Raw genomic sequence first — 25,969 nt, 5'->3', positions numbered from 1 at the left:
GCCGCCTGAAAGCGCAGGGTTTAAAGCGCTCGCAATTGTACTGGTTACGGGGCGTTCAATTTCGGTTGGACGCCCTCTGAGTCTCACTCCGACGGGAGCTAATCCGTGAAAGACTTACTTAAGTTTCTGAAAGCGCAAACTAAGACCGAAGAGTTTGATGCGATCAAAATTGCGCTGGCTTCGCCAGACATGATCCGTTCCTGGTCTTTTGGTGAAGTGAAAAAGCCAGAAACCATTAACTACCGTACTTTTAAGCCAGAGCGCGATGGTCTGTTCTGTGCCCGTATCTTCGGGCCGGTAAAAGACTATGAGTGCCTGTGCGGCAAATACAAGCGCCTGAAACACCGTGGTGTGATTTGTGAGAAGTGCGGCGTTGAAGTGACCCAGACTAAAGTACGCCGTGAGCGTATGGGCCACATCGAACTGGCGTCGCCGACTGCGCACATCTGGTTCCTGAAGTCACTGCCATCGCGTATCGGCTTACTGCTGGATATGCCACTGCGTGACATCGAGCGCGTGCTTTATTTTGAATCTTACGTAGTAATCGAAGGTGGCATGACCAACCTCGAGAAGCGTCAGATTCTGACTGAAGAGCAGTACCTTGACGCTCTGGAAGAGTTCGGTGACGAGTTCGACGCCAAAATGGGCGCCGAAGCGATCCAGGCCCTGTTGAAAAACATGGATCTGGAGCAGGAGTGCGAGCAGCTGCGTGAAGAGCTGAACGAAACTAACTCCGAAACCAAACGTAAAAAACTGACCAAGCGCATCAAGCTGCTGGAAGCGTTCGTACAGTCTGGCAACAAGCCAGAGTGGATGATCCTGACCGTGCTGCCTGTTTTGCCACCGGATCTGCGTCCGCTGGTACCGCTGGATGGTGGCCGTTTCGCAACGTCGGATCTGAACGATCTTTATCGTCGCGTGATCAACCGTAACAACCGCCTGAAACGCCTGCTGGATCTGGCTGCGCCAGATATCATCGTGCGCAACGAAAAGCGTATGTTGCAGGAAGCGGTCGATGCACTGCTGGACAACGGTCGTCGCGGTCGTGCGATCACCGGTTCCAACAAGCGTCCGCTGAAATCGCTGGCTGACATGATCAAAGGTAAGCAGGGTCGTTTCCGTCAGAACCTGCTGGGTAAACGTGTCGACTATTCTGGTCGTTCGGTTATCACCGTAGGTCCATACCTGCGCCTGCATCAGTGCGGTCTGCCGAAGAAAATGGCACTCGAACTGTTCAAACCGTTCATTTACGGCAAGCTGGAACTGCGTGGCCTGGCCACCACCATCAAAGCCGCGAAGAAAATGGTTGAGCGCGAAGAAGCGGTTGTCTGGGATATCCTCGACGAAGTGATCCGTGAGCACCCGGTTCTGCTGAACCGTGCGCCTACGCTGCACCGTCTGGGTATTCAGGCCTTTGAACCGGTTCTGATCGAAGGTAAAGCAATCCAGCTGCACCCGCTGGTTTGTGCGGCATATAACGCCGACTTCGATGGTGACCAGATGGCTGTTCACGTACCGCTGACGCTGGAAGCCCAGCTGGAAGCGCGTGCGCTGATGATGTCGACCAACAACATCCTGTCACCTGCGAACGGCGAGCCAATCATCGTTCCTTCTCAGGACGTTGTACTGGGTCTGTACTACATGACCCGTGACTGTGTTAACGCCAAAGGCGAAGGCATGGTGCTGACTGGCCCGAAAGAAGCTGAGCGTATTTATCGCGCTGGCCTCGCATCGCTGCATGCTCGCGTTAAGGTGCGTATCACCGAACACGAGAAAAATGAGCAGGATGAGTGGGTTGCTAAAACCAGCATCATCGACACCACTGTTGGCCGTGCCATCCTGTGGATGATCGTGCCAAAAGGTCTGCCTTTCTCCATCGTTAACCAGGCGCTGGGCAAAAAAGCTATCTCCAAAATGCTGAACACCTGTTACCGCATTCTGGGCCTGAAGCCGACCGTTATCTTTGCTGACCAGACCATGTACACCGGTTTCGCTTACGCAGCCCGTTCAGGCGCGTCTGTCGGCATCGACGACATGGTTATTCCAGAGAAGAAAGTGGAAATCATCACCGAAGCGGAAGCAGAAGTGGCTGAGATCCAGGAGCAGTTCCAGTCTGGTCTGGTAACCGCCGGCGAACGTTACAACAAAGTCATCGATATCTGGGCAGCGGCCAACGAACGTGTTGCCAAGGCGATGATGGAAAACCTCTCAACCGAAACCGTTATTAACCGTGACGGCGTAGAAGAGCGACAGGTTTCCTTTAACAGCATCTTTATGATGGCTGACTCCGGTGCGCGTGGTTCTGCTGCACAGATTCGTCAGCTGGCCGGTATGCGTGGTCTGATGGCGAAGCCAGATGGCTCCATCATCGAAACACCAATCACGGCGAACTTCCGTGAAGGGTTGAACGTACTCCAGTACTTCATCTCAACCCACGGTGCTCGTAAAGGTCTGGCGGATACCGCACTGAAAACGGCGAACTCCGGTTATCTGACGCGTCGTCTGGTTGACGTTGCACAGGATCTGGTTGTTACCGAAGATGACTGTGGTACACACGAAGGCATCATGATGACACCTGTCATCGAAGGTGGCGACGTTAAAGAGCCACTGCGTGAACGTGTTCTGGGTCGTGTGACCGCTGAAGACGTTCTGAAGCCGGGTACTGCTGATATTCTGGTTCCACGCAACACGCTGCTCGATGAGCACTGGTGTGACGTGCTGGAACTGAACTCAGTCGACAGCCTGAAAGTCCGCTCAGTAGTAGGTTGTGAAACCGACTTTGGTGTGTGTGCGCATTGCTATGGTCGCGACCTGGCACGTGGTCACATCATCAACAAAGGTGAAGCGATCGGTGTTATCGCGGCACAGTCCATCGGTGAGCCAGGTACACAGCTGACGATGCGTACGTTCCACATCGGTGGTGCGGCATCACGTGCGGCTGCTGAATCCAGCATTCAGGTGAAGAACAAAGGTACCATCAAGCTGACCAACGCTAAGTCGGTAACGAACTCGGCAGGCAAGCTGGTGATCACCTCGCGTAACGTTGAACTGAAAATGATCGACGAATTTGGTCGTACCAAAGAGAGCTATAAAGTTCCTTATGGTTCTACCATGGCGAAAGGTGATGGTGAGCAGGTTGCAGCGGGCGAAACCGTCGCAAACTGGGATCCGCATACCATGCCAGTCATCACCGAAGTGGGCGGTTTCATTCGCTTCACGGACATGGTTGATGGCCAGACCATTACCCGTCAGACAGATGACTTAACCGGTCTTTCTTCGCTGGTGGTTCTGGACAGTGCTGAACGTACTGCGGGCGGTAAAGATCTGCGTCCTGCGCTGAAAATTGTTGATGCCAACGGCAACGACGTTCTGATCCCGGGCACCGACATGCCGGCCCAGTACTTCCTGCCTGGTAAAGCGATTGTTCAGCTGGAAGATGGCGTGAAGATCAGTGCTGGTGACACGCTGGCGCGTGTTCCGCAGGAATCTGGCGGTACCAAGGATATTACCGGTGGTCTGCCACGCGTTGCTGACCTGTTCGAAGCGCGTCGTCCGAAAGAGCCAGCTATTCTGGCGGAGATCAGCGGCATCATCTCCTTCGGTAAAGAGACCAAAGGTAAGCGTCGTCTGGTCATCACTCCGCTGGATGGCAGTGAGCCGTACGAAGAGATGATTCCGAAATGGCGTCAGCTGAACGTGTTCGAAGGTGAACGTGTTGAGCGCGGTGACGTGGTTTCCGATGGCCCAGAGTCTCCACATGACATCCTGCGCTTGCGTGGCGTGCATGCGGTGACCCGTTACATCACTAACGAAGTGCAGGAAGTTTACCGTCTGCAAGGCGTTAAGATTAACGATAAGCACATCGAAGTCATCGTTCGTCAGATGCTGCGTAAAGCAACCATCGTGAGCGCAGGAAGTGCAGACTTCCTGGAAGGTGAGCAGGCTGAATTCTCTCGCATCAAGATCTCTAACCGTGATCTGGAAGCGAACGGAAAAGTTGGCGCAACCTTCATGCGTGACCTGCTGGGTATTACCAAAGCGTCACTGGCTACCGAATCGTTCATCTCTGCAGCATCGTTCCAGGAAACCACGCGTGTCCTGACCGAAGCAGCAGTAGCAGGTAAGCGCGATGAACTGCGCGGCCTGAAAGAGAACGTAATCGTGGGTCGTCTGATCCCGGCCGGTACCGGTTATGCGTACCATCAGGATCGTATGCGCCGCAAAGCGGCAGGTGAAGTTCCGGTTGCACCGCAGGTTACTGCGGATGAAGCCTCAGCCAGCCTGGCTGAACTGTTGAACGCCGGTCTCGGCGGCAACAAAGACGATTAATCGTCCTTTGCCTGATAAAAACCCTGCCTCGGCAGGGTTTTTTTTTGTCTCTGATTCAGACATTCCAGTCGTTGCGGCCAAGGCCAATGTCTTTCAGCTGACTGTCACTCAGCTTCGACAGGATGACGCGCGTCTCACGCCTCAGCTGCCAGCGTTTATAGCTGCGCCAAAGATAGCGAACCAGCTGGTAAGGCGTGCCTGTAAACGGTTTAGCTGCGCGATTCTCGTCGTATCCCATGATAGTGCCCTCAGTGAATTGTCTGAGGACTATTCTCAGCGGATCGCTCTGTATGATACAGACGCAAAAATCACCTTTCTTTAACATACAGATTGCGGTAATGGCGATCTGAATGGTAAAAAAGAGGCATAACTGTACCGGTTAATGCTCAGCTACTGAGTCAGAGGAAATACAATGACGCGATATGAACATCTGGCCACGCTGCTGGCTCAGCGTATCGAACAAGGTTTATATCGCAGTGGTGAGCGCCTGCCCTCGGTACGCAGTCTGAGTGCCGAACATGGCGTCAGTATCAGCACCGTGCAGCAGGCTTATCATCTGCTGGAAGAGAAGCAGATGATTACGCCGCAGTCGCGCTCTGGCTATTTTGTGGCCTCGCGTAAGGCGACGCCCCCGATGCCTGCGCTGACCCGTCCCGCACAGCGGCCGGTTGAGGTAACGCAGTGGGATGCGGTGCTGGAGCTGATTAACAGCCGTCTGGAAGATGATGTGTTGCAGCTGGGAAGCGGTATGCCCGATCTGACCCAACCGACGCTTAAGCCGCTGTGGAAAGCCTTCAGCCGACAGGCTCAGAAGCAGGACATCGCGCTGCTCAATTATGACAACCTCTATGGTGTTCTCGCACTGCGGCAACAGGTTGCACGACTGGCGATAGATAGCGGTTGCCAGCTCACCGCCGATGACATTGTTATTACCACCGGCTGCCATGAAGCCTTATCGGTAGCCGTGCGTGCGGTCTGCGAGCCGGGCGATATCATTGCTGTTGAGTCGCCTTCGTTTCACGGGATCATGCAAACCCTGCGCGGATTTGGCATTCGTGCCATTGAGATCCCGACTGATGCGGTAACCGGCATCAGCCTGGAAGCGCTGGAACTGGCGTTTGATCAATGGCCGATTAAAGCAGTCGTTGTTGTACCGAACTGTAATAATCCGCTGGGATTTATCATGCCTGAGCCGCGTAAGCGGGCATTGCTTGCCCTGGCGCAGCGGTTTGACGCGGCGGTCATTGAAGATGATGTTTATGGTGAGTTAGCCTGGGAATATCCGCGCCCAGCGACCATTAAAGCGCTGGATCTCGATGGCCGGGTTCTGCTGTGCAGCTCCTTTTCCAAAACGCTGGCGCCAGGTTTGCGTGTCGGCTGGGTTGCACCCGGCCGCTATCGCGACCGTGTACTGCACATGAAATATATCGTCACAGGTTCCACCGCCACACAGCCTCAGCATGCGGTCTCCGAGTTTATCCGCCAGGGCCATTATCAGCCCCATCTGCGCCGGATGCGGCAAATCTATCATCGTAACTATGAAACCTTTAGCTGCTGGGTGCGCCACTACTTTCCCTGCGGCATCTGCGTTTCCCGTCCTCAGGGCGGTTTTCTGATGTGGATAGAGCTCCCCGAAGCGTTTGATGCGGTCCGGCTCAATCGCGAATTGCGCGAGTCAAAAATTCAGATAGCCGTAGGCTCACTCTTTTCGGCCTCGGGTAAATACCGTAACTGTCTGCGCTTAAACTACGGGCTGCCGATCAACGAGCAGACTGAGAAGGCGCTGGCGCTGGTGGGTGCAGCCGTCGAACGCGCCATGCTCTCGTGCCAGCATGAAACGCAGATTTCAGCTTCAACTCTCGCATAGCGAAAAGAAGAAGCAGGGCCGGCAAGAGGAGGGAACCGGCCCTGGTCAGATAACCTTAACCTGACGGAGGCCACGTTAAGGTTTTGGATCAGAGCACGCCAGCGGCAACTTACGCTTTTGCGCACCGCTTTCCCGGCAGAAACGCTGGCGTTACTGGTTTTGCAGCCGCTATGCGGGACTGCTTCCACAAATCCTTATTGGTGAAGCTCTGCCAGCGCCAGCAAAGTACGTGTTGCTTCACGCCAGTCATCTGCCTGGGTAATCGCACTCACCACCGCAATACTCCCTACGCCGGTTGCCAGCACGTCAGGTGCCCGAGCAATCGAAATACCGCCAATTGCCACGGTGGGGATATGCGTCAGGCGCGTCAGATGCCGCTTCAGCTGCTCAATGCCCTGCGGCGCAGAAGGCATCTCTTTGGTCTGCGTCGGGAAAATATGTCCAAGCGCGATGTAAGAGGGCTGGATTGCCAGTGCGCGGTCCAGTTCAGCATCGTCATGGGTGGAGAGCCCCAGACGCAATCCTGCCTGATGAATCCGGGCAAGATCGGCGACATCGAGATCCTCCTGACCCAGATGCACGCCATAAGCCTGATGCTTTATCGCCAGCTGCCAGTAGTCATTGATAAACAGGCGCGCGTCATAGCGTTTACCCATTGCAATCGCCTGAGCGATGGCGGGCTCGGCGACCTCATCGGGCTGATCTTTGATGCGCAGCTGCAGTGTACGAACGCCCATCTTCAGCAGGCGCTCAATCCAGTCGGGGCTATCAACCACCGGATAAAGCCCCAGGCGCGGGGCGGTAGCGGGAAATGCGGGCATCGTTACTCCTCCTTAATGGCATCGGCGGGATGATAAAGCTCACCGCCGCGCCGACGAAAACGGTCTGACATCTGCGCCATGCCCACTTCAACGGGCTCGGCGCGCGTATCCTGACGTGCTGCGAACTCGCGCACCTCCTGGGAAATTTTCATCGAGCAGAACTTAGGGCCACACATCGAGCAGAAATGGGCCACTTTGCCCGACTCCTGCGGCAGGGTTTCATCATGCATAGCCCGCGCCGTATGGGGATCCAGCGCCAGATTAAACTGATCTTCCCAGCGGAACTCAAAGCGCGCTTTGGACATGGCGTTATCACGGATCTGCGCACCCGGATGGCCTTTCGCCAGATCGGCGGCATGCGCCGCGATTTTGTAGGTGATCAACCCCTGCTTCACATCCTCTTTGTTCGGCAGACCCAGATGCTCTTTGGGCGTGACGTAACACAACATGGCGCAACCAAACCAGCCAATCATGGCAGCACCGATACCGGAGGTGAAATGGTCATAGCCGGGCGCGATGTCGGTGGTCAGCGGGCCAAGGGTGTAGAAGGGGGCTTCATCGCACAGGTCGAGCTGTTCGGTCATGTTGCGGCGGATCATATGCATCGGGACGTGCCCCGGGCCTTCAATCATGACCTGAACGTCATATTCCCAGGCAATACGGGTCAGTTCGCCCAGGGTACGCAGTTCGGCAAACTGCGCCTCATCGTTGGCATCCTGAATGGAACCCGGACGAAGGCCATCGCCCAGCGACAGGGAGACATCATAGGCGGCGCAGATTTCACAAATCTCCCGGAAGTGCTGATACAGGAAGCTCTCCTGATGATGCGACAGGCACCATTTCGCCATGATAGATCCACCCCGCGATACAATCCCGGTCAGACGTTTCGCCGTCATCGGGACATAACGCAGCAGCACGCCAGCGTGGATAGTGAAGTAATCGACACCCTGTTCCGCCTGCTCAAGCAGCGTATCGCGGAATATTTCCCAGTTCAGCGCCTCGGCCACGCCATTCACTTTTTCCAGCGCCTGATAAATCGGCACTGTACCGATTGGCACCGGGCTGTTTCGCAAAATCCATTCGCGCGTTTCATGAATATAACGACCGGTAGAGAGATCCATCACCGTATCGGCACCCCAGCGAGTCGACCAGACCAGTTTTTCCACCTCTTCCTCAATAGAAGAGGTCACCGCCGAGTTACCGATGTTGGCATTGACCTTAACCAGAAAGTTGCGGCCAATGATCATCGGCTCCGATTCAGGGTGATTGATATTGGCAGGGATAATGGCGCGTCCGGCAGCGACCTCCTGACGCACAAACTCGGGCGTGATACTGGCTGGCAGATGCGCGCCAAAACTGTGGCCGGGATGCTGTTGCAGCAATACCTCACTGCGGATTCGCTCACGGCCCATGTTTTCCCGCAGTGCGATAAATTCCATCTCCGGGGTGATGATCCCCTGGCGGGCATAGTGCAATTGCGTGACGCAGCAGCCTGCGCGGGCACGGCGCGGTGTCGGCAGTTGATCGAAACGCAGATGATCCAGCCCCTCGTCAGCCAGCCGCTGCTGGGTATAACCCGAGCTGTTCTGTTCGAGAAGTTCGCTGTCGTCGCGTTCAGCAATCCAGCGGGCGCGCAGCTTTTCCAGGCCCCGATGAACATCGATCTGTGCCGCGGGATCGCCATAGGCACCCGCCGTGTCATAGACCGGTACCGCTTCGTTCTGCTCATAGAGAGGCTGTTCTTTGCTGCCGCCGATGTGAGTCGGGCTTAGCACGATTTCACGCATGGGAACGCGAATATCCTCGCGGCTGCCGGTAATCCAGATGCGGCGGGACTGGGGAAATGCACTGCCGCTTTGCAGGGAATCAATAAATTCCTGCGCCTGGGCACGCTGTTCACGACGGGTTGTTTTTTGGTCAGACATAGCAATCATCCTGTTAAGGGGGAACGATGCTTGTCCGGAGTTCGGAAGGAGTAACCGTATAGACAGCGTTAGCATGCTGGCATACAGAGAATATTTACTCTTGTTCCCTTCGCAGGTTCTAACCTGATCAGGTTCCGCGGATCCCGAATTAACGGTCTCAGCCCAACTGGGCACTCCGACAAGAAGCTGTTTTTACGCTGGTGTCTGATAACAGAGCCAGATGTAAAAACCTTATATTTCAAAGCAAAAATCAAAAAGGTTCTTTGGAGCACTCTCCTCAGAACCTGTTCAGCATAAAAGGGCTACGGGATAATCTCAACCCCTTTGCCGGAGATGATGATTAAGCCGGACGCGCGATATGGCTGTCATTGGCAACCGGCGGGGGGACAAGCTGGTTATCCCATGCCAGCTGGATCAGCTTATCTTCCAGCGTAAAGCGTGCTTCCAGCACTTCACCCACTTCGGAGAGTGCCTGCTGGAAGGTCATGCAGTTCTCGTCGTCGATTGCCTGCTGCAGGTGGCCGTCATACAGCTGCATCAGACGCTCAGTATTGGCTTCCAGCGGTGGATAGATCTGTGCGGCGGCAATCATCGGGCTGTCGCCACTCATTTCACTGATCACGCGTTCATAGATACTGAAGTGACCCGCAGAAAGATAATCGACCAGACCGTGACAGAAGTTGTCCAGAGCCTGCTCATCAAGACGCGTCAGCGCCTCTTTGTTTGGTTTAAGTCCGACCAGGTGATAATAGGTCACCAGTAGCTGACGACGGGCTTCAAGCCACGAATCGACCAGTTCATTACTGCCACCTACGCGTTCAGCCAGGACGTCTAACTGGTTAAGCATATCTAACTCCATGTGAGTTATAGTTGTTTATCTACACACTTAACATCAGGACTTCAGCGTGCGAGTTGACGCTAAGGATGACGAAATAAATGCAATGCGAAATCTCAAGCGTAGACGCTGGATGGTGGATTGTCAGCCATGAACAGAAACTTTGGTTACCACAAGGTGATTTACCCCACGGAAACGCCGAAAAATTTGGTTTGACCGGTAGTAAAGCCCGGACCATCGGTGAGTGGCAGGGCGAAAAAGTCTGGCTGATTTGTGAGCCGCGTTCTGCCGATATGTTCTCAGTACGACAGCTGATCGATCAGGATGTGGCGCTGTTTCAGCTGGTGGGTCGCGGTGTGCAACTGGCGGAATTCTACCGTTCTCATCGCTGGTGCGGCTATTGCGGCCATGAAATGCACCAAAGCAAACATGAATTTGCCTGTCTCTGCAGCCATTGTCGCGAGCGTTACTATCCGCAGATCGCACCCTGCATCATTGTGGCTATCCGTCGCGGTGATGAAATCCTGCTGGCGAATCATGCCCGCCATCGCAACAAGGTCTACACCGTGCTGGCGGGTTTTGTGGAGGTGGGCGAGACGCTGGAGCAGGCCGTTGCCCGCGAAGTGATGGAAGAGAGCAATATCCGCGTCAAAAACGTCCGTTACGTTACCTCCCAGCCGTGGCCCTTCCCGCAATCGCTGATGACAGCCTTTATGGCGGAGTATGACAGCGGCGATCTGCAGCACGATGGTAAAGAGCTGCTGGATGCGGCCTGGTTCCGTTTTGATGAGCTGCCGTTGCTGCCACCGCCAGGCACCGTGGCGCGCCGCCTGATTGAAGATACCGTCGCTCTGTGCCGCGCCGAAGTGTGAAAGTGCTACACTACACGCCTGTTATTGAGAGAGTGTTGAGATGAGTGAACTGAAGAACGATCGTTATTTGCGTGCCCTGTTACGTCAGCCGGTTGATGTCACGCCGGTCTGGATGATGCGACAAGCCGGGCGCTATTTGCCGGAGTACAAAGCGACACGCGCCCAGGCGGGTGACTTTATGTCGCTGTGTAAAAACGCCGAGCTGGCCTGTGAAGTCACCCTGCAGCCGCTGCGCCGTTATCCGCTGGATGCCGCCATCCTCTTCAGTGACATCCTGACCATTCCGGATGCGATGGGACTGGGTCTCTACTTTGAAACCGGCGAAGGCCCGCGTTTCTCAAACCCTGTGACCTGTCGCGCTGACGTTGAGCGTTTACCGGTGCCCGATCCCGAAATGGAGCTGGGCTATGTGATGAATGCTGTCCGTACCATCCGTAAGAACCTGAACGGCGACCTGCCGCTGATTGGCTTCTCTGGCAGTCCGTGGACGCTGGCCACCTATATGGTGGAAGGCGGGAGCAGCAAGGCGTTTACCAAAATTAAGAAGATGATGTATGCCGATCCCGCTACGCTCCACGCGATGCTGGATAAGCTGGCCGACAGCGTCATCCTCTATCTCAATGCTCAGATCCGCGCCGGTGCGCAGTCCGTTATGGTATTTGATACCTGGGGCGGCGTGCTGACCGGTCGTGATTACCGCGAATTCTCACTCCATTACATGCACAAAATTGTCGATGGCCTGCTGCGTGAAAACGACGGTCGCCGCGTGCCGGTGACGCTCTTCACCAAAGGCGGCGGACAGTGGCTGGAAGCGATGGCCGCCACCGGTTGTGACGCGCTGGGTCTCGACTGGACCACCGATATTGATGACGCACGCCGTCGCGTGGGCGACAAAGTCGCCCTGCAGGGCAACATGGATCCTTCTATGCTCTATGCGGCACCTGAGCGTATCGAACAGGAAGTGGCTGGGATCCTGGAGCGCTTTGGCTCGGGCACCGGGCATGTCTTTAATCTGGGGCATGGTATTCATCTGGATGTGCCACCGGAAAATGCGGGCGTCTTTGTTGAGGCGGTACACCGTTTATCACGTCCCTGGCATCAGGAGTAATCATGGATATTGCCGCACTTCGCGCTGAGCAGTTACAACGCGCCGCTGATGTGGTGCGTGAAGATGACTTTGATGTGCTGCCACCCCGCTTTATCGGCGGGGCGGACGTTGGATTTGAGCAGGAAGGCACCATCACCCGGGCGGCGATGGTGATACTGGAGTATCCCTCCTTAAAGCTGGTGGAGCACCGCATCGCACGCGTTGAGACCACCATGCCTTATATTCCGGGCTTTCTCTCATTCCGTGAATATCCAGCGCTGATGGCCGCCTGGCAGATGCTGGAGCAAAAGCCGGACCTGCTGTTTGTGGATGGACATGGTATTTCGCATCCACGACGACTTGGCGTCGCGTCACATTTTGGCCTGCTGGTCGATGTGCCCACCATTGGTGTCGCGAAAAGTCGCCTGTGTGGCCGTTTTGCCGATCTGGATGCGCAGCCTGGCAGTCGTCAGCCACTGATCGACAAAGGCGAGCAGATAGGCTGGGTATGGCGCAGCAAGCTGCGGTGTAATCCGCTGTTTGTCGCCACCGGCCATCGTGTCAGCCTGGATACCGCGCTGCAGTGGGTCGAAAACTGTACGCGTGGTTACCGGCTGCCGGAACCGACCCGCTGGGCCGACGCGGTTGCCTCGAACCGAACCGCTTTCCAGCGCTGGCAAAACGCGCTTTAACACTGTTTGTGCTGCGGTTTTGCAGTTACACTGCGGCCAGCGAAACGAATAAGAGCCACCTTTATGTTACAAAATCCCGTTCATCTGCGTCTGGCGAAGCTGGAAAGCTGGCAGCACCTTACTTTTATGGCCTGCCTGTGCGAGCGCATGTATCCCAACTATCGTGCGTTCTGCGAGCAGACTGAATTTGCCGATCCGGCACTCTATCGCCGCATTCTTGATCTGATCTGGGAAAACCTGACGGTCAAAGATGCGAAGATTAACTTCGACAGCCAGCTGGAAAAGCTCGAAGCCGCCATTCCGGATGGTGATGCGTTTGAGGTTTACGGCGTTTATCCGGCTATCGATGCCTGTGTGGCATTAAGCGAAGTCGTCCATGCGCAGCTGAGCGGTGAAACTCTTGAGCATGCAATTGAAGTCAGCGAGACCTCAATTACTACTATCGCCATGCTGGAAATGACCCAGGCTGGACGCGAAATGACCGACGAAGAGCTGCGTGAAAACCCGGCTATCATCGATGAGTGGGACCTTCAGTGGGAGATTTTCCGCCTGCTGGCGGAGTGTGAAGAGCGCGACCTTGAATTGATTAAAGGTCTGCGATCTGACCTGCGTGAAGCGGGAATTAGCAACATCGGTATAAATTTCCAGCAGTAAGGCGATAAAACGTGACTTCAGGCCCGAATTAGCGCGCCTGGAGGCTTCACATTGGCCCCCTGTCTGGTCTACATTTGGGGGGCTGAAAATTGTGGCTATCGGTGCGTGCAGGCAGAAGAGTGCCAGAATATGGCTTTTCCCTCGCACTCGTTGCTTAGCAAGCGATAAATACACTTTAAGGATAACTTATGAACAAGACTCAACTGATTGATGTGATCGCAGAAAAAGCTGACCTGTCTAAAACCCAGGCAAAGGCAGCGCTGGAATCTACTCTGGCTGCGATCACTGAGTCTCTGAAAGATGGTGATGCTGTACAACTGGTTGGTTTTGGTACTTTTAAAGTGAACCACCGCGCTGAGCGTACCGGTCGTAACCCGCAGACTGGCAAAGAGATCAAAATCGCTGCAGCAAATGTACCGGCATTCGTGTCTGGTAAAGCGCTGAAAGACGCCGTTAAGTAAGACGTCGCACTGCGGTTAAGCTTTAAAACAGGGGGCGTTTCGCCCCTTTTGTTTAAGAGGCCAGCCATCATGACCCCGCTGTTTCAGCGTTTATCTGTTCTGTTTCTCTCCCTGTTTCTTTTCGGTTGCAGCTCTACTCCGGATATTCCCCCCTTTTCTGCCAGTGGCTATCTTGCCGATCGTGGTGTTGTTCGTATCTGGCGTAAAAACAGCGACCACCAGTCGGTCCATATCCGCACCTTCTATACGCCGTTCAGTGGCGGTGAGGGTGAAGTGACGGATTATGTCTGGCTGGAAGAGTCGTTGATCAGCATTCAGCGTCAGGTGAAGGGCAACCAGCCTGATGATGTGACCCTGCGCTTTGACCAGGCTGGCGGTCTTAACTTTATGCAGCGCCAGCTTTCAGGCCGGCGTGAAGCGGTCAGCCCGGATGCGGTTGAGCTCTATAAGTTTGATGCCGAGCGGATGCGTAACCTCAGCGATGCGCTATTAAGCGGTCAGGTGTTCCTCAGACAGGGACACTGGCTGGGAAACAATGTGCTGGAGAGTTGCGAAGGCCAGCAGGTCAGACCCGCTTTTGACGCCGACGCTCTGCAGATGCTGACACAGCAGCAACGCCGCGTATCGGCACCGCTGATGGTGTCATGGCTTGAAGCGCCGGAAGGGATACAGCTATTGCGGGTCAGTCAGCAAGATGACTGCTCACAGCAGCCGACAGAAGAAGATATGTGAATTGAAAAGGGGGCACCTGGTGCCCCCTGAACTTATTTGCGATTAATGGCGCGGTAGCCGATATCGCGGCGACAGAAGCTGCCCTGCCATGAGATCGGTTTTGTCAGCTCATAAGCCCGCTTTTGTGCCGCGGCCACATCGTCGCCCAGCGCGGTTACGCACAACACGCGGCCACCGTTTGTCAGCACCAGGTCCTCTTCCAGCCGTGTTCCGGCGTGGAATACCTTGCCGTCAGCCACTTCTTCGAGTGGCAGACCGTGAATCTGATCGCCCTGAGCGTAGTCACCCGGATAACCGCCCGCCGCCAGCACCACACCCAGCGCAGGGCGGGGATCCCATTGTGACGTTTTCTGATCCAGTTTACCGTCACAGGCGGCCAGGCAAAGATCGACCAGATCCGACTGCAGGCGCAGCATGATCGGCTGAGTCTCCGGATCGCCGAAGCGGCAGTTGAATTCGATCACTTTCGGCTGCCCGGTGTGATCGATCATCAGGCCGGCATAGAGAAAACCGGTATAGACGTTGCCTTCAGCCGCCATGCCGCGCACGGTCGGCCAGATAACCTGATCCATAACGCGCTGGTGGATCTCATCGGTGACAACCGGAGCCGGAGAGTAGGCACCCATTCCGCCGGTGTTCGGACCGGTATCGCCATCGCCCACGCGTTTGTGATCCTGGCTGGTGGCCATGGGCAGCACATGCTCGCCGTCCACCATCACGATGAAGCTGGCTTCTTCGCCATCCAGAAACTCTTCAATCACAATGCGGTGTCCGGCATCGCCAAAGGCGTTTCCGGCCAGCATATCCTGAACCGCATCCTCAGCTTCCTGCAGCGTCATCGCCACAATCACGCCTTTACCTGCGGCCAGGCCGTCGGCTTTGATGACGATAGGGGCGCCTTTCTCACGCAGATACGCGAGAGCGGGCTCAACCTCGGTGAAGTTCTGGTATTCCGCACTCGGGATCTTATGACGCGCCAGGAAATCCTTGGTGAAAGCTTTAGAGCCTTCCAGCTGCGCAGCGGCCTGAGTCGGACCAAAGATAGCCAGCCCGGCCTCACGGAAGGCATCCACGATGCCAATCACCAGCGGCGCTTCGGGGCCGACAATCGTCAGATCAATCTTTTCACGCCGGGCAAACTCAAGCAGGGCAGGGACATCAGTTGCACTAATCGCGACATTCTGCAGCGCAGGCTCTAATGCGGTGCCCGCGTTACCCGGTGCCACAAACACGGTTTCCGCCAGCGGCGACTGGACAGCTTTCCAGGCCAGAGCATGTTCACGTCCGCCATTGCCGATTACTAAAATTTTCATCTGTTTCTCTCCAGAACGATTAATGGCGGAAGTGACGCATGTCGGTGAAGATCATGGCAATGCCGTGCTCATCTGCCGCCGCAATTACCTCTTCATCGCGGATGGAGCCGCCAGGCTGGATGACGCAGCTCACGCCTGACGCGGCTGCCGCATCAATACCATCACGGAACGGGAAGAAGGCATCCGACGCCATGGCTGATCCTTTTACTTCCAGCCCTTCATCGGCTGCTTTAATGCCGGCAATCTTAGCGGAATAGACACGGCTCATCTGTCCGGCACCGATACCGATGGTCATGTTGTCGCGTGCATAAACAATGGCGTTAGACTTAACGAACTTCGCTACTTTCCAGCAGAACAGCGCATCACGCAGTTCCTGTTCGGTTGGCTGACGTTTACTGACGACGCGCAGCTGGCTGGCATCGACCATGCCGAGATCGCGATCCTGTACCAGCAGACCCCCGTTGACGCGTTTGAAATCCAGTGCAGCAGTACGGTTTTGCCATTGGCCGCAGATCAGGACACGGACATTCTGCTTCGCGGCGGTAATTTTCAGCGCGGCCTCAGAAACGGCTGGCGCGATAATCACCTCAACAAACTGGCGGCTGATAATGGCCTGCGCAGTTGCTTCATCCAGCTCGCGGTTAAAGGCGATGATGCCGCCAAATGCGGAGGTCGGATCGGTCTGGTAAGCACGCTCATAGGCTGCCAGCAGAGAGTCACCGGTCGCTACGCCACAAGGGTTCGCATGTTTGACGATGACGCAGGCGGGTTCACTGAACTCTTTGACGCACTCCAGTGCAGCATCCGTGTCAGCAATGTTGTTATAGGAGAGCGCTTTGCCCTGAACCTGCCGGGCCGTCGCCACTGAAGCTTCAGTGATGTTCTCTTCTATATAGAAGGCAGCATCCTGATGGCTGTTTTCACCGTAGCGCATATCCTGCTTCTTAATGAAGTTCAGATTCAGGGTACGCGGGAAACGGCCGGCGGGCTGATTACGATCACCGTGATAGGCGGGCACCAGGCTGCCAAAGTAGTTAGCGATCATGCTGTCATACGCGGCGGTGTGTTCGAACGCTTTGATCGCCAGATCGAAACGAGTCTCAAGCGTCAGGCCATTTTCATGAGCATCCATTTCGGCAATGATCGCATCGTAGTCGCCGCTGCTGACCACGATTGCCACATCTTTATGGTTCTTGGCAGCAGAGCGCACCATGGTCGGGCCACCGATGTCGATATTTTCCACTGCATCTTCCCGTGAACATCCTTCACGGGCGACGGTCTGTGCAAAGGGATAGAGGTTAACGACCACCATGTCGATTGGGCTGATGTCGTGCTGCGCCATAATGGCATCATCCTGGCCGCGACGACCTAAAATGCCGCCATGCACTTTCGGATGCAGGGTTTTGACGCGTCCATCCATCATTTCCGGGAAACCGGTGTAGTCAGAGACTTCTGTGACAGCCAGACCCGCATCCGCCAGCAGGCGAGCTGTTCCGCCTGTGGAGAGCAGTTCGACACCGCGACTTGAGAGCGCCTGAGCAAATTCGAGGATACCGGCTTTGTCAGAGACACTGAGCAATGCGCGGCGTACAGGACGAGTTTGTTGCATGGTGGTTTATCCCTTGGCTTTGTTTCGCGTATATAAGAGCGTTACATCAGGCTTTACAGCGGTTTTCTCTTCTCTATACAGGAAGAAAAAATCAAAAACCTCAGGTAACGCCCCGAAAAGGGGGGTCCGGAACTTCGCCCGGCATTGTAGCGAAAACGTTTGCGTGATGCTCGCCTAAATTTATCTGGCCCGACTAATGTGGATAACATTGTGTGTAACTGCGTATAACAGCCGCTTTTGCTGTGGAATGCAGCGAACGCTCTTTTTTATGCAATTTATGGGTTGCGCCTCTCAGACAACTCCCTATAATGCGCATCCATCAACACGGCACACCGGCAACGGGATGACAGGTTGAAAGGCACAGGAGACTGCTCCGCCGGAGAAAAACTTCTGAAATAGAGGTTGACTCTGCAGGAGGAAAGCGTAATATACGCCACCTCGCGACAGGACGCTAACGCACTGTTCGCACTGCTCTTTAACAATTTATCAGACAATCTGTGTGGGCACTCGCAGGATTGATATCAGCGTCTCCGGACGTAAAAAAATATCAAGCCTCACGAGTGAACACATAATGAAATTCATTATGACGTTTTACAGATGAGCACCGCTTAACTTGTTTAAGCAAATCAAACTTAAATTGAAGAGTTTGATCATGGCTCAGATTGAACGCTGGCGGCAGGCCTAACACATGCAAGTCGGACGGTAGCACAGAGAGCTTGCTCTCGGGTGACGAGTGGCGGACGGGTGAGTAATGTCTGGGGATCTGCCCGATAGAGGGGGATAACCACTGGAAACGGTGGCTAATACCGCATAACGTCGCAAGACCAAAGAGGGGGACCTTCGGGCCTCTCACTATCGGATGAACCCAGATGGGATTAGCTAGTAGGCGGGGTAATGGCCCACCTAGGCGACGATCCCTAGCTGGTCTGAGAGGATGACCAGCCACACTGGAACTGAGACACGGTCCAGACTCCTACGGGAGGCAGCAGTGGGGAATATTGCACAATGGGCGCAAGCCTGATGCAGCCATGCCGCGTGTATGAAGAAGGCCTTCGGGTTGTAAAGTACTTTCAGCGGGGAGGAAGGCGATGCGGTTAATAACCGCGTCGATTGACGTTACCCGCAGAAGAAGCACCGGCTAACTCCGTGCCAGCAGCCGCGGTAATACGGAGGGTGCAAGCGTTAATCGGAATTACTGGGCGTAAAGCGCACGCAGGCGGTCTGTTAAGTCAGATGTGAAATCCCCGGGCTTAACCTGGGAACTGCATTTGAAACTGGCAGGCTTGAGTCTTGTAGAGGGGGGTAGAATTCCAGGTGTAGCGGTGAAATGCGTAGAGATCTGGAGGAATACCGGTGGCGAAGGCGGCCCCCTGGACAAAGACTGACGCTCAGGTGCGAAAGCGTGGGGAGCAAACAGGATTAGATACCCTGGTAGTCCACGCCGTAAACGATGTCGACTTGGAGGTTGTTCCCTTGAGGAGTGGCTTCCGGAGCTAACGCGTTAAGTCGACCGCCTGGGGAGTACGGCCGCAAGGTTAAAACTCAAATGAATTGACGGGGGCCCGCACAAGCGGTGGAGCATGTGGTTTAATTCGATGCAACGCGAAGAACCTTACCTACTCTTGACATCCACGGAATTTGGCAGAGATGCCTTAGTGCCTTCGGGAACCGTGAGACAGGTGCTGCATGGCTGTCGTCAGCTCGTGTTGTGAAATGTTGGGTTAAGTCCCGCAACGAGCGCAACCCTTATCCTTTGTTGCCAGCGATTCGGTCGGGAACTCAAAGGAGACTGCCGGTGATAAACCGGAGGAAGGTGGGGATGACGTCAAGTCATCATGGCCCTTACGAGTAGGGCTACACACGTGCTACAATGGCGCATACAAAGAGAAGCGACCTCGCGAGAGCAAGCGGACCTCACAAAGTGCGTCGTAGTCCGGATCGGAGTCTGCAACTCGACTCCGTGAAGTCGGAATCGCTAGTAATCGTGGATCAGAATGCCACGGTGAATACGTTCCCGGGCCTTGTACACACCGCCCGTCACACCATGGGAGTGGGTTGCAAAAGAAGTAGGTAGCTTAACCTTCGGGAGGGCGCTTACCACTTTGTGATTCATGACTGGGGTGAAGTCGTAACAAGGTAACCGTAGGGGAACCTGCGGTTGGATCACCTCCTTACCTGAAGATACCTTCCCGCGCAGTGCCCACACAGATTGTCTGATAGAAAATAACGAGCAAAGTGTCTTTCGAAGACAGACTTAATTGTCCCCTTCGTCTAGAGGCCCAGGACACCGCCCTTTCACGGCGGTAACAGGGGTTCGAATCCCCTAGGGGACGCCAAAGCTTGGTGACAGGTGAAAGATGTTACCCACATATCTTAAAGATGACTTACGAGTCATGTTTAAGATATTGCTCTTTAACAATCCGGAACAAGCTGAAAATTGAAACGACGCAGCGCGTTATTCCTCCGTAATTAAGGAATGACAATGCGATGCGTTCGAGTCTCTCAAATGCTTGCAACTCGCAGCGTTGAAAAACGCCTGTGGGTTGTGAGGTTAAGCGACTAAGCGTACACGGTGGATGCCCAGGCAGTCAGAGGCGATGAAGGACGTGCTAATCTGCGTAAAGCGACGGTAAGGTGATATGAACCGCTACAGCCGTCGATGTCCGAATGGGGAAACCCGGTGCACTCTGTGCATCATTGCAGCATGAATACATAGTGCTGCAAGGCGAACCGGGGGAACTGAAACATCTAAGTACCCCGAGGAAAAGAAATCAACCGAGATTCCCCCAGTAGCGGCGAGCGAACGGGGAGCAGCCCAGAGCCTGAATCAGTTTGTGTGTTAGTGGAAGCGTCTGGAAAGTCGCAGGGTACAGGGTGATACTCCCGTACACAAAAGCACACATGCTGTGAGCTCGATGAGTAAGGCGGGACACGTGGTATCCTGTCTGAATATGGGGGGACCATCCTCCAAGGCTAAATACTCCTGACTGACCGATAGTGAACCAGTACCGTGAGGGAAAGGCGAAAAGAACCCCGGCGAGGGGAGTGAAACAGAACCTGAAACCGTGTACGTACAAGCAGTGGGAGCCTTCTTTATGGGGGTGACTGCGTACCTTTTGTATAATGGGTCAGCGACTTATATTCTGTAGCAAGGTTAACCGTATAGGGGAGCCGCAGGGAAACCGAGTCTTAACTGGGCGTTAAGTTGCAGGGTATAGACCCGAAACCCGGTGATCTAGCCATGGGCAGGTTGAAGGTTGGGTAACACTAACTGGAGGACCGAACCGACTAATGTTGAAAAATTAGCGGATGACCTGTGGCTGGGGGTGAAAGGCCAATCAAACCGGGAGATAGCTGGTTCTCCCCGAAAGCTATTTAGGTAGCGCCTCGTGAACTCATCTTCGGGGGTAGAGCACTGTTTCGGCTAGGGGGCCATCCCGGCTTACCAACCCGATGCAAACTGCGAATACCGAAGAATGTTATCACGGGAGACACACGGCGGGTGCTAACGTCCGTCGTGAAGAGGGAAACAACCCAGACCGCCAGCTAAGGTCCCAAAGTCATGGTTAAGTGGGAAACGATGTGGGAAGGCACAGACAGCCAGGATGTTGGCTTAGAAGCAGCCATCATTTAAAGAAAGCGTAATAGCTCACTGGTCGAGTCGGCCTGCGCGGAAGATGTAACGGGGCTAAACCATGCACCGAAGCTGCGGCAGCGACACTATGTGTTGTTGGGTAGGGGAGCGTTCTGTAAGCCGTCGAAGGTGTGCTGTGAGGCATGCTGGAGGTATCAGAAGTGCGAATGCTGACATAAGTAACGATAAAGCGGGTGAAAAGCCCGCTCGCCGGAAGACCAAGGGTTCCTGTTCAACGTTAATCGGAGCAGGGTGAGTCGACCCCTAAGGCGAGGCCGAAAGGCGTAGTCGATGGGAAACAGGTTAATATTCCTGTACTCGGTGTTACTGCGAAGGGGGGACGGAGAAGGCTATATCAGCCGGGCGACGGTTGTCCCGGTTTAAGCGTGTAGGCGGAGGGTCCAGGTAAATCCGGTCCCTTATTAACGCTGAGGCGTGACGACGAGGCACTACGGTGCTGAAGTGATAAATGCCCAGCTTCCAGGAAAAGCCTCTAAGCATCAGGTAACACAGAATCGTACCCCAAACCGACACAGGTGGTCAGGTAGAGAATACCAAGGCGCTTGAGAGAACTCGGGTGAAGGAACTAGGCAAAATGGTGCCGTAACTTCGGGAGAAGGCACGCTGGCGCGTAGGTGGAGGGACTTGCTCCCCGAGCCGAAGCCAGTCGAAGATACCAGCTGGCTGCAACTGTTTATTAAAAACACAGCACTGTGCAAACACGAAAGTGGACGTATACGGTGTGACGCCTGCCCGGTGCCGGAAGGTTAATTGATGGGGTTATCCGCAAGGAGAAGCTCTTGATCGAAGCCCCGGTAAACGGCGGCCGTAACTATAACGGTCCTAAGGTAGCGAAATTCCTTGTCGGGTAAGTTCCGACCTGCACGAATGGCGTAATGATGGCCAGGCTGTCTCCACCCGAGACTCAGTGAAATTGAACTCGCTGTGAAGATGCAGTGTACCCGCGGCAAGACGGAAAGACCCCGTGAACCTTTACTACAGCTTGACACTGAACATTGAGCCTTGATGTGTAGGATAGGTGGGAGGCTTTGAAGCGCGGACGCCAGTCTGCGTGGAGCCAACCTTGAAATACCACCCTTTAATGTTTGATGTTCTAACGTAGGCCCGTGATCCGGGCTGCGGACAGTGTCTGGTGGGTAGTTTGACTGGGGCGGTCTCCTCCTAAAGAGTAACGGAGGAGCACGAAGGTCAGCTAATCACGGTCGGACATCGTGAGGTTAGTGCAATGGCATAAGCTGGCTTGACTGCGAGAGTGACGGCTCGAGCAGGTGCGAAAGCAGGTCATAGTGATCCGGTGGTTCTGAATGGAAGGGCCATCGCTCAACGGATAAAAGGTACTCCGGGGATAACAGGCTGATACCGCCCAAGAGTTCATATCGACGGCGGTGTTTGGCACCTCGATGTCGGCTCATCACATCCTGGGGCTGAAGTAGGTCCCAAGGGTACGGCTGTTCGCCGTTTAAAGTGGTACGCGAGCTGGGTTTAGAACGTCGTGAGACAGTTCGGTCCCTATCTGCCGTGGGCGCTGGAGAATTGAGGGGGGTTGCTCCTAGTACGAGAGGACCGGAGTGAACGCACCACTGGTGTTCGGGTTGTCATGCCAATGGCATTGCCCGGTAGCTAAGTGCGGAAAAGATAAGTGCTGAAAGCATCTAAGCACGAAACTTGCCCCGAGATGAGTTCTCCCTGACTCCTTGAGAGTCCTGAAGGGACGTTGAAGACTACGACGTTGATAGGCCGGGTGTGTAAGCGCAGCGATGCGTTGAGCTAACCGGTACTAATGACCCGTGAGGCTTAACCTTACAACGCCAGAGGCGTTTTTGAGAGACAGATTTTCAGCTTGTTCCCGGATACAGTTGTGTCCTGCGGACTGAAGTCCGAAGGATTTTGCGCTGAGGCAAGGCGGCAACCGAGCGATACGAAGGAGCATACTGAAGTATGTGACGGAGTAGCGCGAGGGCGGCCAACGCAGCATCAGCACAAAAGACACAGGACAGAGCACAAAGAATTTGCCTGGCGGCTTTAGCGCGGTGGTCCCACCTGACCCCATGCCGAACTCAGAAGTGAAACGCCGTAGCGCCGATGGTAGTGTGGGGTCTCCCCATGCGAGAGTAGGGAACTGCCAGGCATTAAATAAGTGAAGAAGCCCCGCACGGAAGTGCGGGGCTTTTTTCACGTCTGCACTTTGCCACGTTAAGCTGAAACATTTTCATTTTCTGCATCAAACCTCGACATCTTACAACGATCAGGCTAATGTTGGGCATCCAGATGTCTAAACGTTTATATGGTTGTAAGAGGTGAGCAGGTTATGCCAATCAGGGTTCCCGACGAATTACCGGCAGTGAATTTTTTGCGTGACGAAAATGTCTTTGTGATGACATCGTCGCGCGCCAGTGTTCAGGAGATCCGCCCGCTTAAAGTGCTCATACTGAATCTGATGCCGAAAAAGATCGAAACGGAGAATCAGTTTCTGCGTCTGCTTTCCAACTCGCCCTTACAGATCGATATTCAGCTGCTGCGCATCGACAGCCGCGAGTCACGCAATACGCCCACTGAGCACCTCAACAACTTCTACTGCAATTTTGAAGATATCCAGCATGATAACTACGATGGCTTAATCGTGACAGGTGCACCACTCGGGCTGGTTGATTTTAATGATGTCGCTTACTGGCCACAGATTCAGCGCGTTCTGCACTGGGCAAATGAGCATGTCACCTCAACCCTGTTTGTCTGTTGGGCGGTTCAGGCCGCGCTTAACATTCTGTATGGCATTCCAAAGCAAACCCGGCATAACAAACTGTCTGGTGTCTATGAGCATCAGATACTGCATCCCCATGCGTTACTGACCCGCGGTTTTGATGATAATTTCCTCGCACCGCACTCACGCTATGCTGATTTCCCCACCCATTTGATTACGGATTACACCGATCTTGAGCTGTTTGCTGAATCGGAACAAACCGGGGCCTATCTGATGGCGAGTAAAGACAAACGTCTGGTGTTTGTTACCGGTCACCCGGAATATGATGCCCTGACGTTGTCTGGTGAGTATCATCGCGATTATGAAGCGGGGGTGAATCCGGAAGTCCCTTATAACTATTTCCCGCAGGATAATCCGGCCTTGCCACCCCGCGCCACCTGGCGCAGTCACGGCAATCTGTTGTTCTCGAACTGGCTCAACTACTACGTTTACCAGATCACGCCGTTCGATCTGCGTCACATGAACCCAACGCTGGAATAGTCCTGTCTGAAGATCAACTGAACCGTGTTAGCCGATGGAAACACGGTTTTTTTTCGCCTTTAAAACGTTAACTGAAAGCGATTCCTTTAATGGATTAAAGTTTTATTTCATATAAAACATAAGGATAGGTTAATTTATATTTAAAAATGGAAATAGTTTTTGATTTAAAAAAATAAATGCTTATGCTCTGATCCTGTAGCTCACAAAATAAACACCGTGTGGATCCGCTGCTTTCGATCCTTTGAATACAGGAGAACGCCAGCATGACAGACTCAGTGATCAGCCATACCCTGATTTTCAGCCAGCCCTTTAGCCATGCAGAACAGCAGCTGTTAACGCCCGAGGCTGTTTCTTTTTTAGAGACGCTGGTCGCACGCTTTGCACCGCAACGCGAAGTGCTGTTATCGGCTCGCCAGCAGCGTCAGCAGCAATATGACCAGGGCTATCTGCCAGACTTCAATATGGAAACGGCTTCCATAAGAGCCAGTGAATGGCGTATTCAATCTATTCCGGCAGATTTAGAAGATCGTCGGGTCGAGATCACCGGCCCACCCGATCGGAAAATGGTGATTAACGCCCTGAACTCAAACGTTAAAGTCTTTATGGCCGACTTTGAGGATTCGCTGTCTCCGGAGTGGTCGAAGTTGATTGAAGGGCAGCTGACACTGCGCGAAGCAGTACAGGGCACCCTGAGTTATACCAGCGACAAAGGCAAAATTTATCAGCTCGGCGCTACCCCTGCGGTACTGATGTGCCGGGTGCGCGGTCTGCATCTGTCAGAAAAACATGTCAGCTGGCAGGGGAAGGCAATTCCGGGCGGGCTGTTTGATTTCGCGCTCTATTTCTTCCACAACGTCCGGCCGTTACTGGCCAAAGGCAGCGGGCCTTATTTCTATCTGCCGAAAACCGAGAGCTGGCAGGAGATCGCCTGGTGGCGTGAGATCTTCAGTTTCAGCGAGGATCAGTTTGATCTGCCGCGTGGCACGATCAAAGCCACTGTCCTGATCGAAACCTTACCCGCCGTGTTTCAGATGGATGAGATCCTGTGGAATCTGCGCGATCACATTGTTGGCCTCAACTGTGGCCGCTGGGATTACATCTTCAGCTATATCAAAACCCTGAAACAGCATGCGGATCGCGTGCTGCCGGATCGCCAGTCCGTCACCATGTCTCAGCCGTTTCTGGACGCTTATTCGCGACTGCTGATTAAAACCTGTCATCGGCGGGGGGCTTTTGCGATGGGCGGGATGTCAGCGCTGATCCCCGCTAAAGATCCCACGCGCAATGCCTGGGTACTGCAGCGCGTGACGGAAGATAAGCAGCGGGAGGCAGGTAACGGGCATGACGGCACCTGGATTGCTCATCCTGGTCTGGCAGATACCGCGATGGCGGTCTTCAACGCTGCGCTGGGCGACCGGCCAAACCAGCTGCAGGTCATGCGGGAAGAGGATGCGCCGATCACTGCGGAGCAGCTGCTGGCGCCCTGTCAGGGTGAGCGCACCGAAGCCGGTATGCGCGCCAACATCCGTGTTGCGCTGCAATACCTTGAGGCGTGGATCAGCGGTAACGGCTGTGTCCCGATTGACGGACTGATGGAGGATGCCGCCACCGCTGAGATCGCACGCACCTCAATCTGGCAATGGATTCATCATCAGCAAATGCTGAACAACGGCCAGCAGGTCACAGCTGAACTGTTTCTGCGCTGGCTTAACGAAGAGCTGCATCTGCTGCAAAACGCGCTGGGCGAAGCCCACTTCAGCGCCGGTCGCTATGACGACGCGGCGCAGTTGATGGCTCAGATCACCACCGAGCGCGAGCTGGTTTCCTTTCTTACCCTGCCAGGCTATCGCCTGATCCCCTGAACAGAGGAGCTATTGCC

16 protein-coding genes, 1 tRNA gene, 3 rRNA genes and 1 riboswitch are annotated in these 25,969 nt (G+C 54.5%); of the genes, 14 read left to right on the top strand and 6 right to left on the bottom strand.

From position 1 onward, the window contains the following. The first annotated feature begins 105 nt into the window (after positions 1-105). On the top strand, positions 106-4,329 hold the full coding sequence (gene rpoC / locus ACX8ZY_RS18665) for a DNA-directed RNA polymerase subunit beta' (protein WP_010261049.1): 4,224 nt from the start codon (positions 106-108) through the stop codon (positions 4,327-4,329). Positions 4,330-4,384: 55 nt separating this feature from the next. Here rpoC and ACX8ZY_RS18660 read toward each other — a convergent pair whose 3' ends face one another. Further along, complete coding sequence (locus ACX8ZY_RS18660; protein ID WP_010261051.1) at positions 4,385-4,567, bottom strand: DUF1127 domain-containing protein; 183 nt, start codon at positions 4,565-4,567, stop codon at positions 4,385-4,387. A gap of 174 nt (positions 4,568-4,741) precedes the next feature. On the opposite strand from ACX8ZY_RS18660, the gene ACX8ZY_RS18655 reads away from it, so the two are divergent. After that, the gene (locus ACX8ZY_RS18655) at positions 4,742-6,196 is read left to right on the top strand and encodes an aminotransferase-like domain-containing protein (RefSeq protein WP_010672226.1); all 1,455 of its coding nucleotides are present in this window, start codon (positions 4,742-4,744) and stop codon (positions 6,194-6,196) included. A gap of 194 nt (positions 6,197-6,390) precedes the next feature. On the opposite strand, the gene thiE is transcribed toward ACX8ZY_RS18655, so the two are convergent. From thiE to ACX8ZY_RS18640, 3 genes are all read right to left on the bottom strand, one after another. Next, positions 6,391-7,017: a thiamine phosphate synthase gene (gene thiE, locus ACX8ZY_RS18650; RefSeq protein WP_045140883.1), complete on the bottom strand. Its 627-nt coding sequence runs from the start codon at positions 7,015-7,017 to the stop codon at positions 6,391-6,393. Positions 7,018-7,019: 2 nt separating this feature from the next. Then, entirely contained in the window at positions 7,020-8,942 is a 1,923-nt protein-coding gene (gene thiC / locus ACX8ZY_RS18645; protein WP_010261057.1) for a phosphomethylpyrimidine synthase ThiC, read from the bottom strand. Positions 8,943-9,029: 87 nt separating this feature from the next. Continuing rightward, positions 9,030-9,130: riboswitch (TPP riboswitch) on the bottom strand. A gap of 152 nt (positions 9,131-9,282) precedes the next feature. Then, on the bottom strand, positions 9,283-9,789 hold the full coding sequence (locus ACX8ZY_RS18640; RefSeq protein ID WP_010261059.1) for an Rsd/AlgQ family anti-sigma factor: 507 nt from the start codon (positions 9,787-9,789) through the stop codon (positions 9,283-9,285). Between the two features lie 89 nt (positions 9,790-9,878). Here ACX8ZY_RS18640 and nudC point away from each other — a divergent pair, with 89 nt between their 5' ends. The 6 genes from nudC to ACX8ZY_RS18610 all read left to right on the top strand — a co-directional run bounded on the left by nudC (position 9,879) and on the right by ACX8ZY_RS18610 (position 14,275). Then, on the top strand, positions 9,879-10,649 hold the full coding sequence (gene nudC, locus ACX8ZY_RS18635; RefSeq protein ID WP_010672223.1) for an NAD(+) diphosphatase: 771 nt from the start codon (positions 9,879-9,881) through the stop codon (positions 10,647-10,649). 40 nt (positions 10,650-10,689) lie between these two features. Next, positions 10,690-11,757, top strand: coding sequence for a uroporphyrinogen decarboxylase (hemE, locus tag ACX8ZY_RS18630; RefSeq protein ID WP_010672222.1), 1,068 nt, complete (start codon positions 10,690-10,692; stop codon positions 11,755-11,757). Between the two features lie 2 nt (positions 11,758-11,759). Continuing rightward, positions 11,760-12,428 (top strand): deoxyribonuclease V, encoded by a 669-nt coding sequence (nfi, locus tag ACX8ZY_RS18625; protein WP_010261068.1) that lies wholly within the window; start codon positions 11,760-11,762, stop codon positions 12,426-12,428. Between the two features lie 63 nt (positions 12,429-12,491). Next, positions 12,492-13,082 carry a YjaG family protein gene (locus ACX8ZY_RS18620; protein WP_010261070.1) on the top strand — a complete coding sequence of 197 codons (591 nt, stop codon included), beginning with the start codon at positions 12,492-12,494 and terminating at the stop codon, positions 13,080-13,082. A gap of 188 nt (positions 13,083-13,270) precedes the next feature. Beyond that, positions 13,271-13,543, top strand: a complete 273-nt coding sequence (gene hupA / locus ACX8ZY_RS18615) for a nucleoid-associated protein HU-alpha (RefSeq protein WP_003850136.1) — start codon at positions 13,271-13,273, stop codon at positions 13,541-13,543. A gap of 69 nt (positions 13,544-13,612) precedes the next feature. Next, complete coding sequence (locus ACX8ZY_RS18610; RefSeq protein ID WP_154210982.1) at positions 13,613-14,275, top strand: DUF1481 domain-containing protein; 663 nt, start codon at positions 13,613-13,615, stop codon at positions 14,273-14,275. Between the two features lie 32 nt (positions 14,276-14,307). On the opposite strand, the gene purD is transcribed toward ACX8ZY_RS18610, so the two are convergent. Together purD and purH are read right to left on the bottom strand one after the other, a co-directional pair. Beyond that, entirely contained in the window at positions 14,308-15,588 is a 1,281-nt protein-coding gene (gene purD / locus ACX8ZY_RS18605; protein WP_158132081.1) for a phosphoribosylamine--glycine ligase, read from the bottom strand. Between the two features lie 19 nt (positions 15,589-15,607). Next, positions 15,608-17,197: a bifunctional phosphoribosylaminoimidazolecarboxamide formyltransferase/IMP cyclohydrolase gene (purH, locus tag ACX8ZY_RS18600; RefSeq protein WP_421665151.1), complete on the bottom strand. Its 1,590-nt coding sequence runs from the start codon at positions 17,195-17,197 to the stop codon at positions 15,608-15,610. A gap of 634 nt (positions 17,198-17,831) precedes the next feature. Between purH and ACX8ZY_RS18595 the strand changes: the two genes are divergently transcribed. From ACX8ZY_RS18595 to aceB, 6 genes are all read left to right on the top strand, one after another. Beyond that, a 16S ribosomal RNA gene (locus ACX8ZY_RS18595) occupies positions 17,832-19,371 on the top strand. A gap of 86 nt (positions 19,372-19,457) precedes the next feature. Beyond that, a tRNA-Glu gene (locus ACX8ZY_RS18590) sits at positions 19,458-19,533 on the top strand. Positions 19,534-19,746: 213 nt separating this feature from the next. Further along, positions 19,747-22,654, top strand: a 23S ribosomal RNA gene (locus ACX8ZY_RS18585). Positions 22,655-22,864: 210 nt separating this feature from the next. Further along, positions 22,865-22,980, top strand: a 5S ribosomal RNA gene (gene rrf / locus ACX8ZY_RS18580). The 16S, 23S and 5S rRNA genes sit together here with 1 tRNA gene alongside, the layout of an rRNA operon. A gap of 180 nt (positions 22,981-23,160) precedes the next feature. After that, on the top strand, positions 23,161-24,090 hold the full coding sequence (metA, locus tag ACX8ZY_RS18575) for a homoserine O-acetyltransferase MetA (protein ID WP_031593864.1): 930 nt from the start codon (positions 23,161-23,163) through the stop codon (positions 24,088-24,090). Between the two features lie 263 nt (positions 24,091-24,353). Then, positions 24,354-25,952: a malate synthase A gene (aceB, locus tag ACX8ZY_RS18570; RefSeq protein WP_256849813.1), complete on the top strand. Its 1,599-nt coding sequence runs from the start codon at positions 24,354-24,356 to the stop codon at positions 25,950-25,952. The last annotated feature ends 17 nt before the right edge of the window (positions 25,953-25,969 follow it).

The sequence above is a fragment of the Pantoea sp. XAF26B01_ASV70 genome, assembly GCF_054512635.1.
The sequence above is the reverse complement of the archived record's forward strand: the minus strand, read 5'-3'. Positions and strand labels throughout refer to the sequence as shown.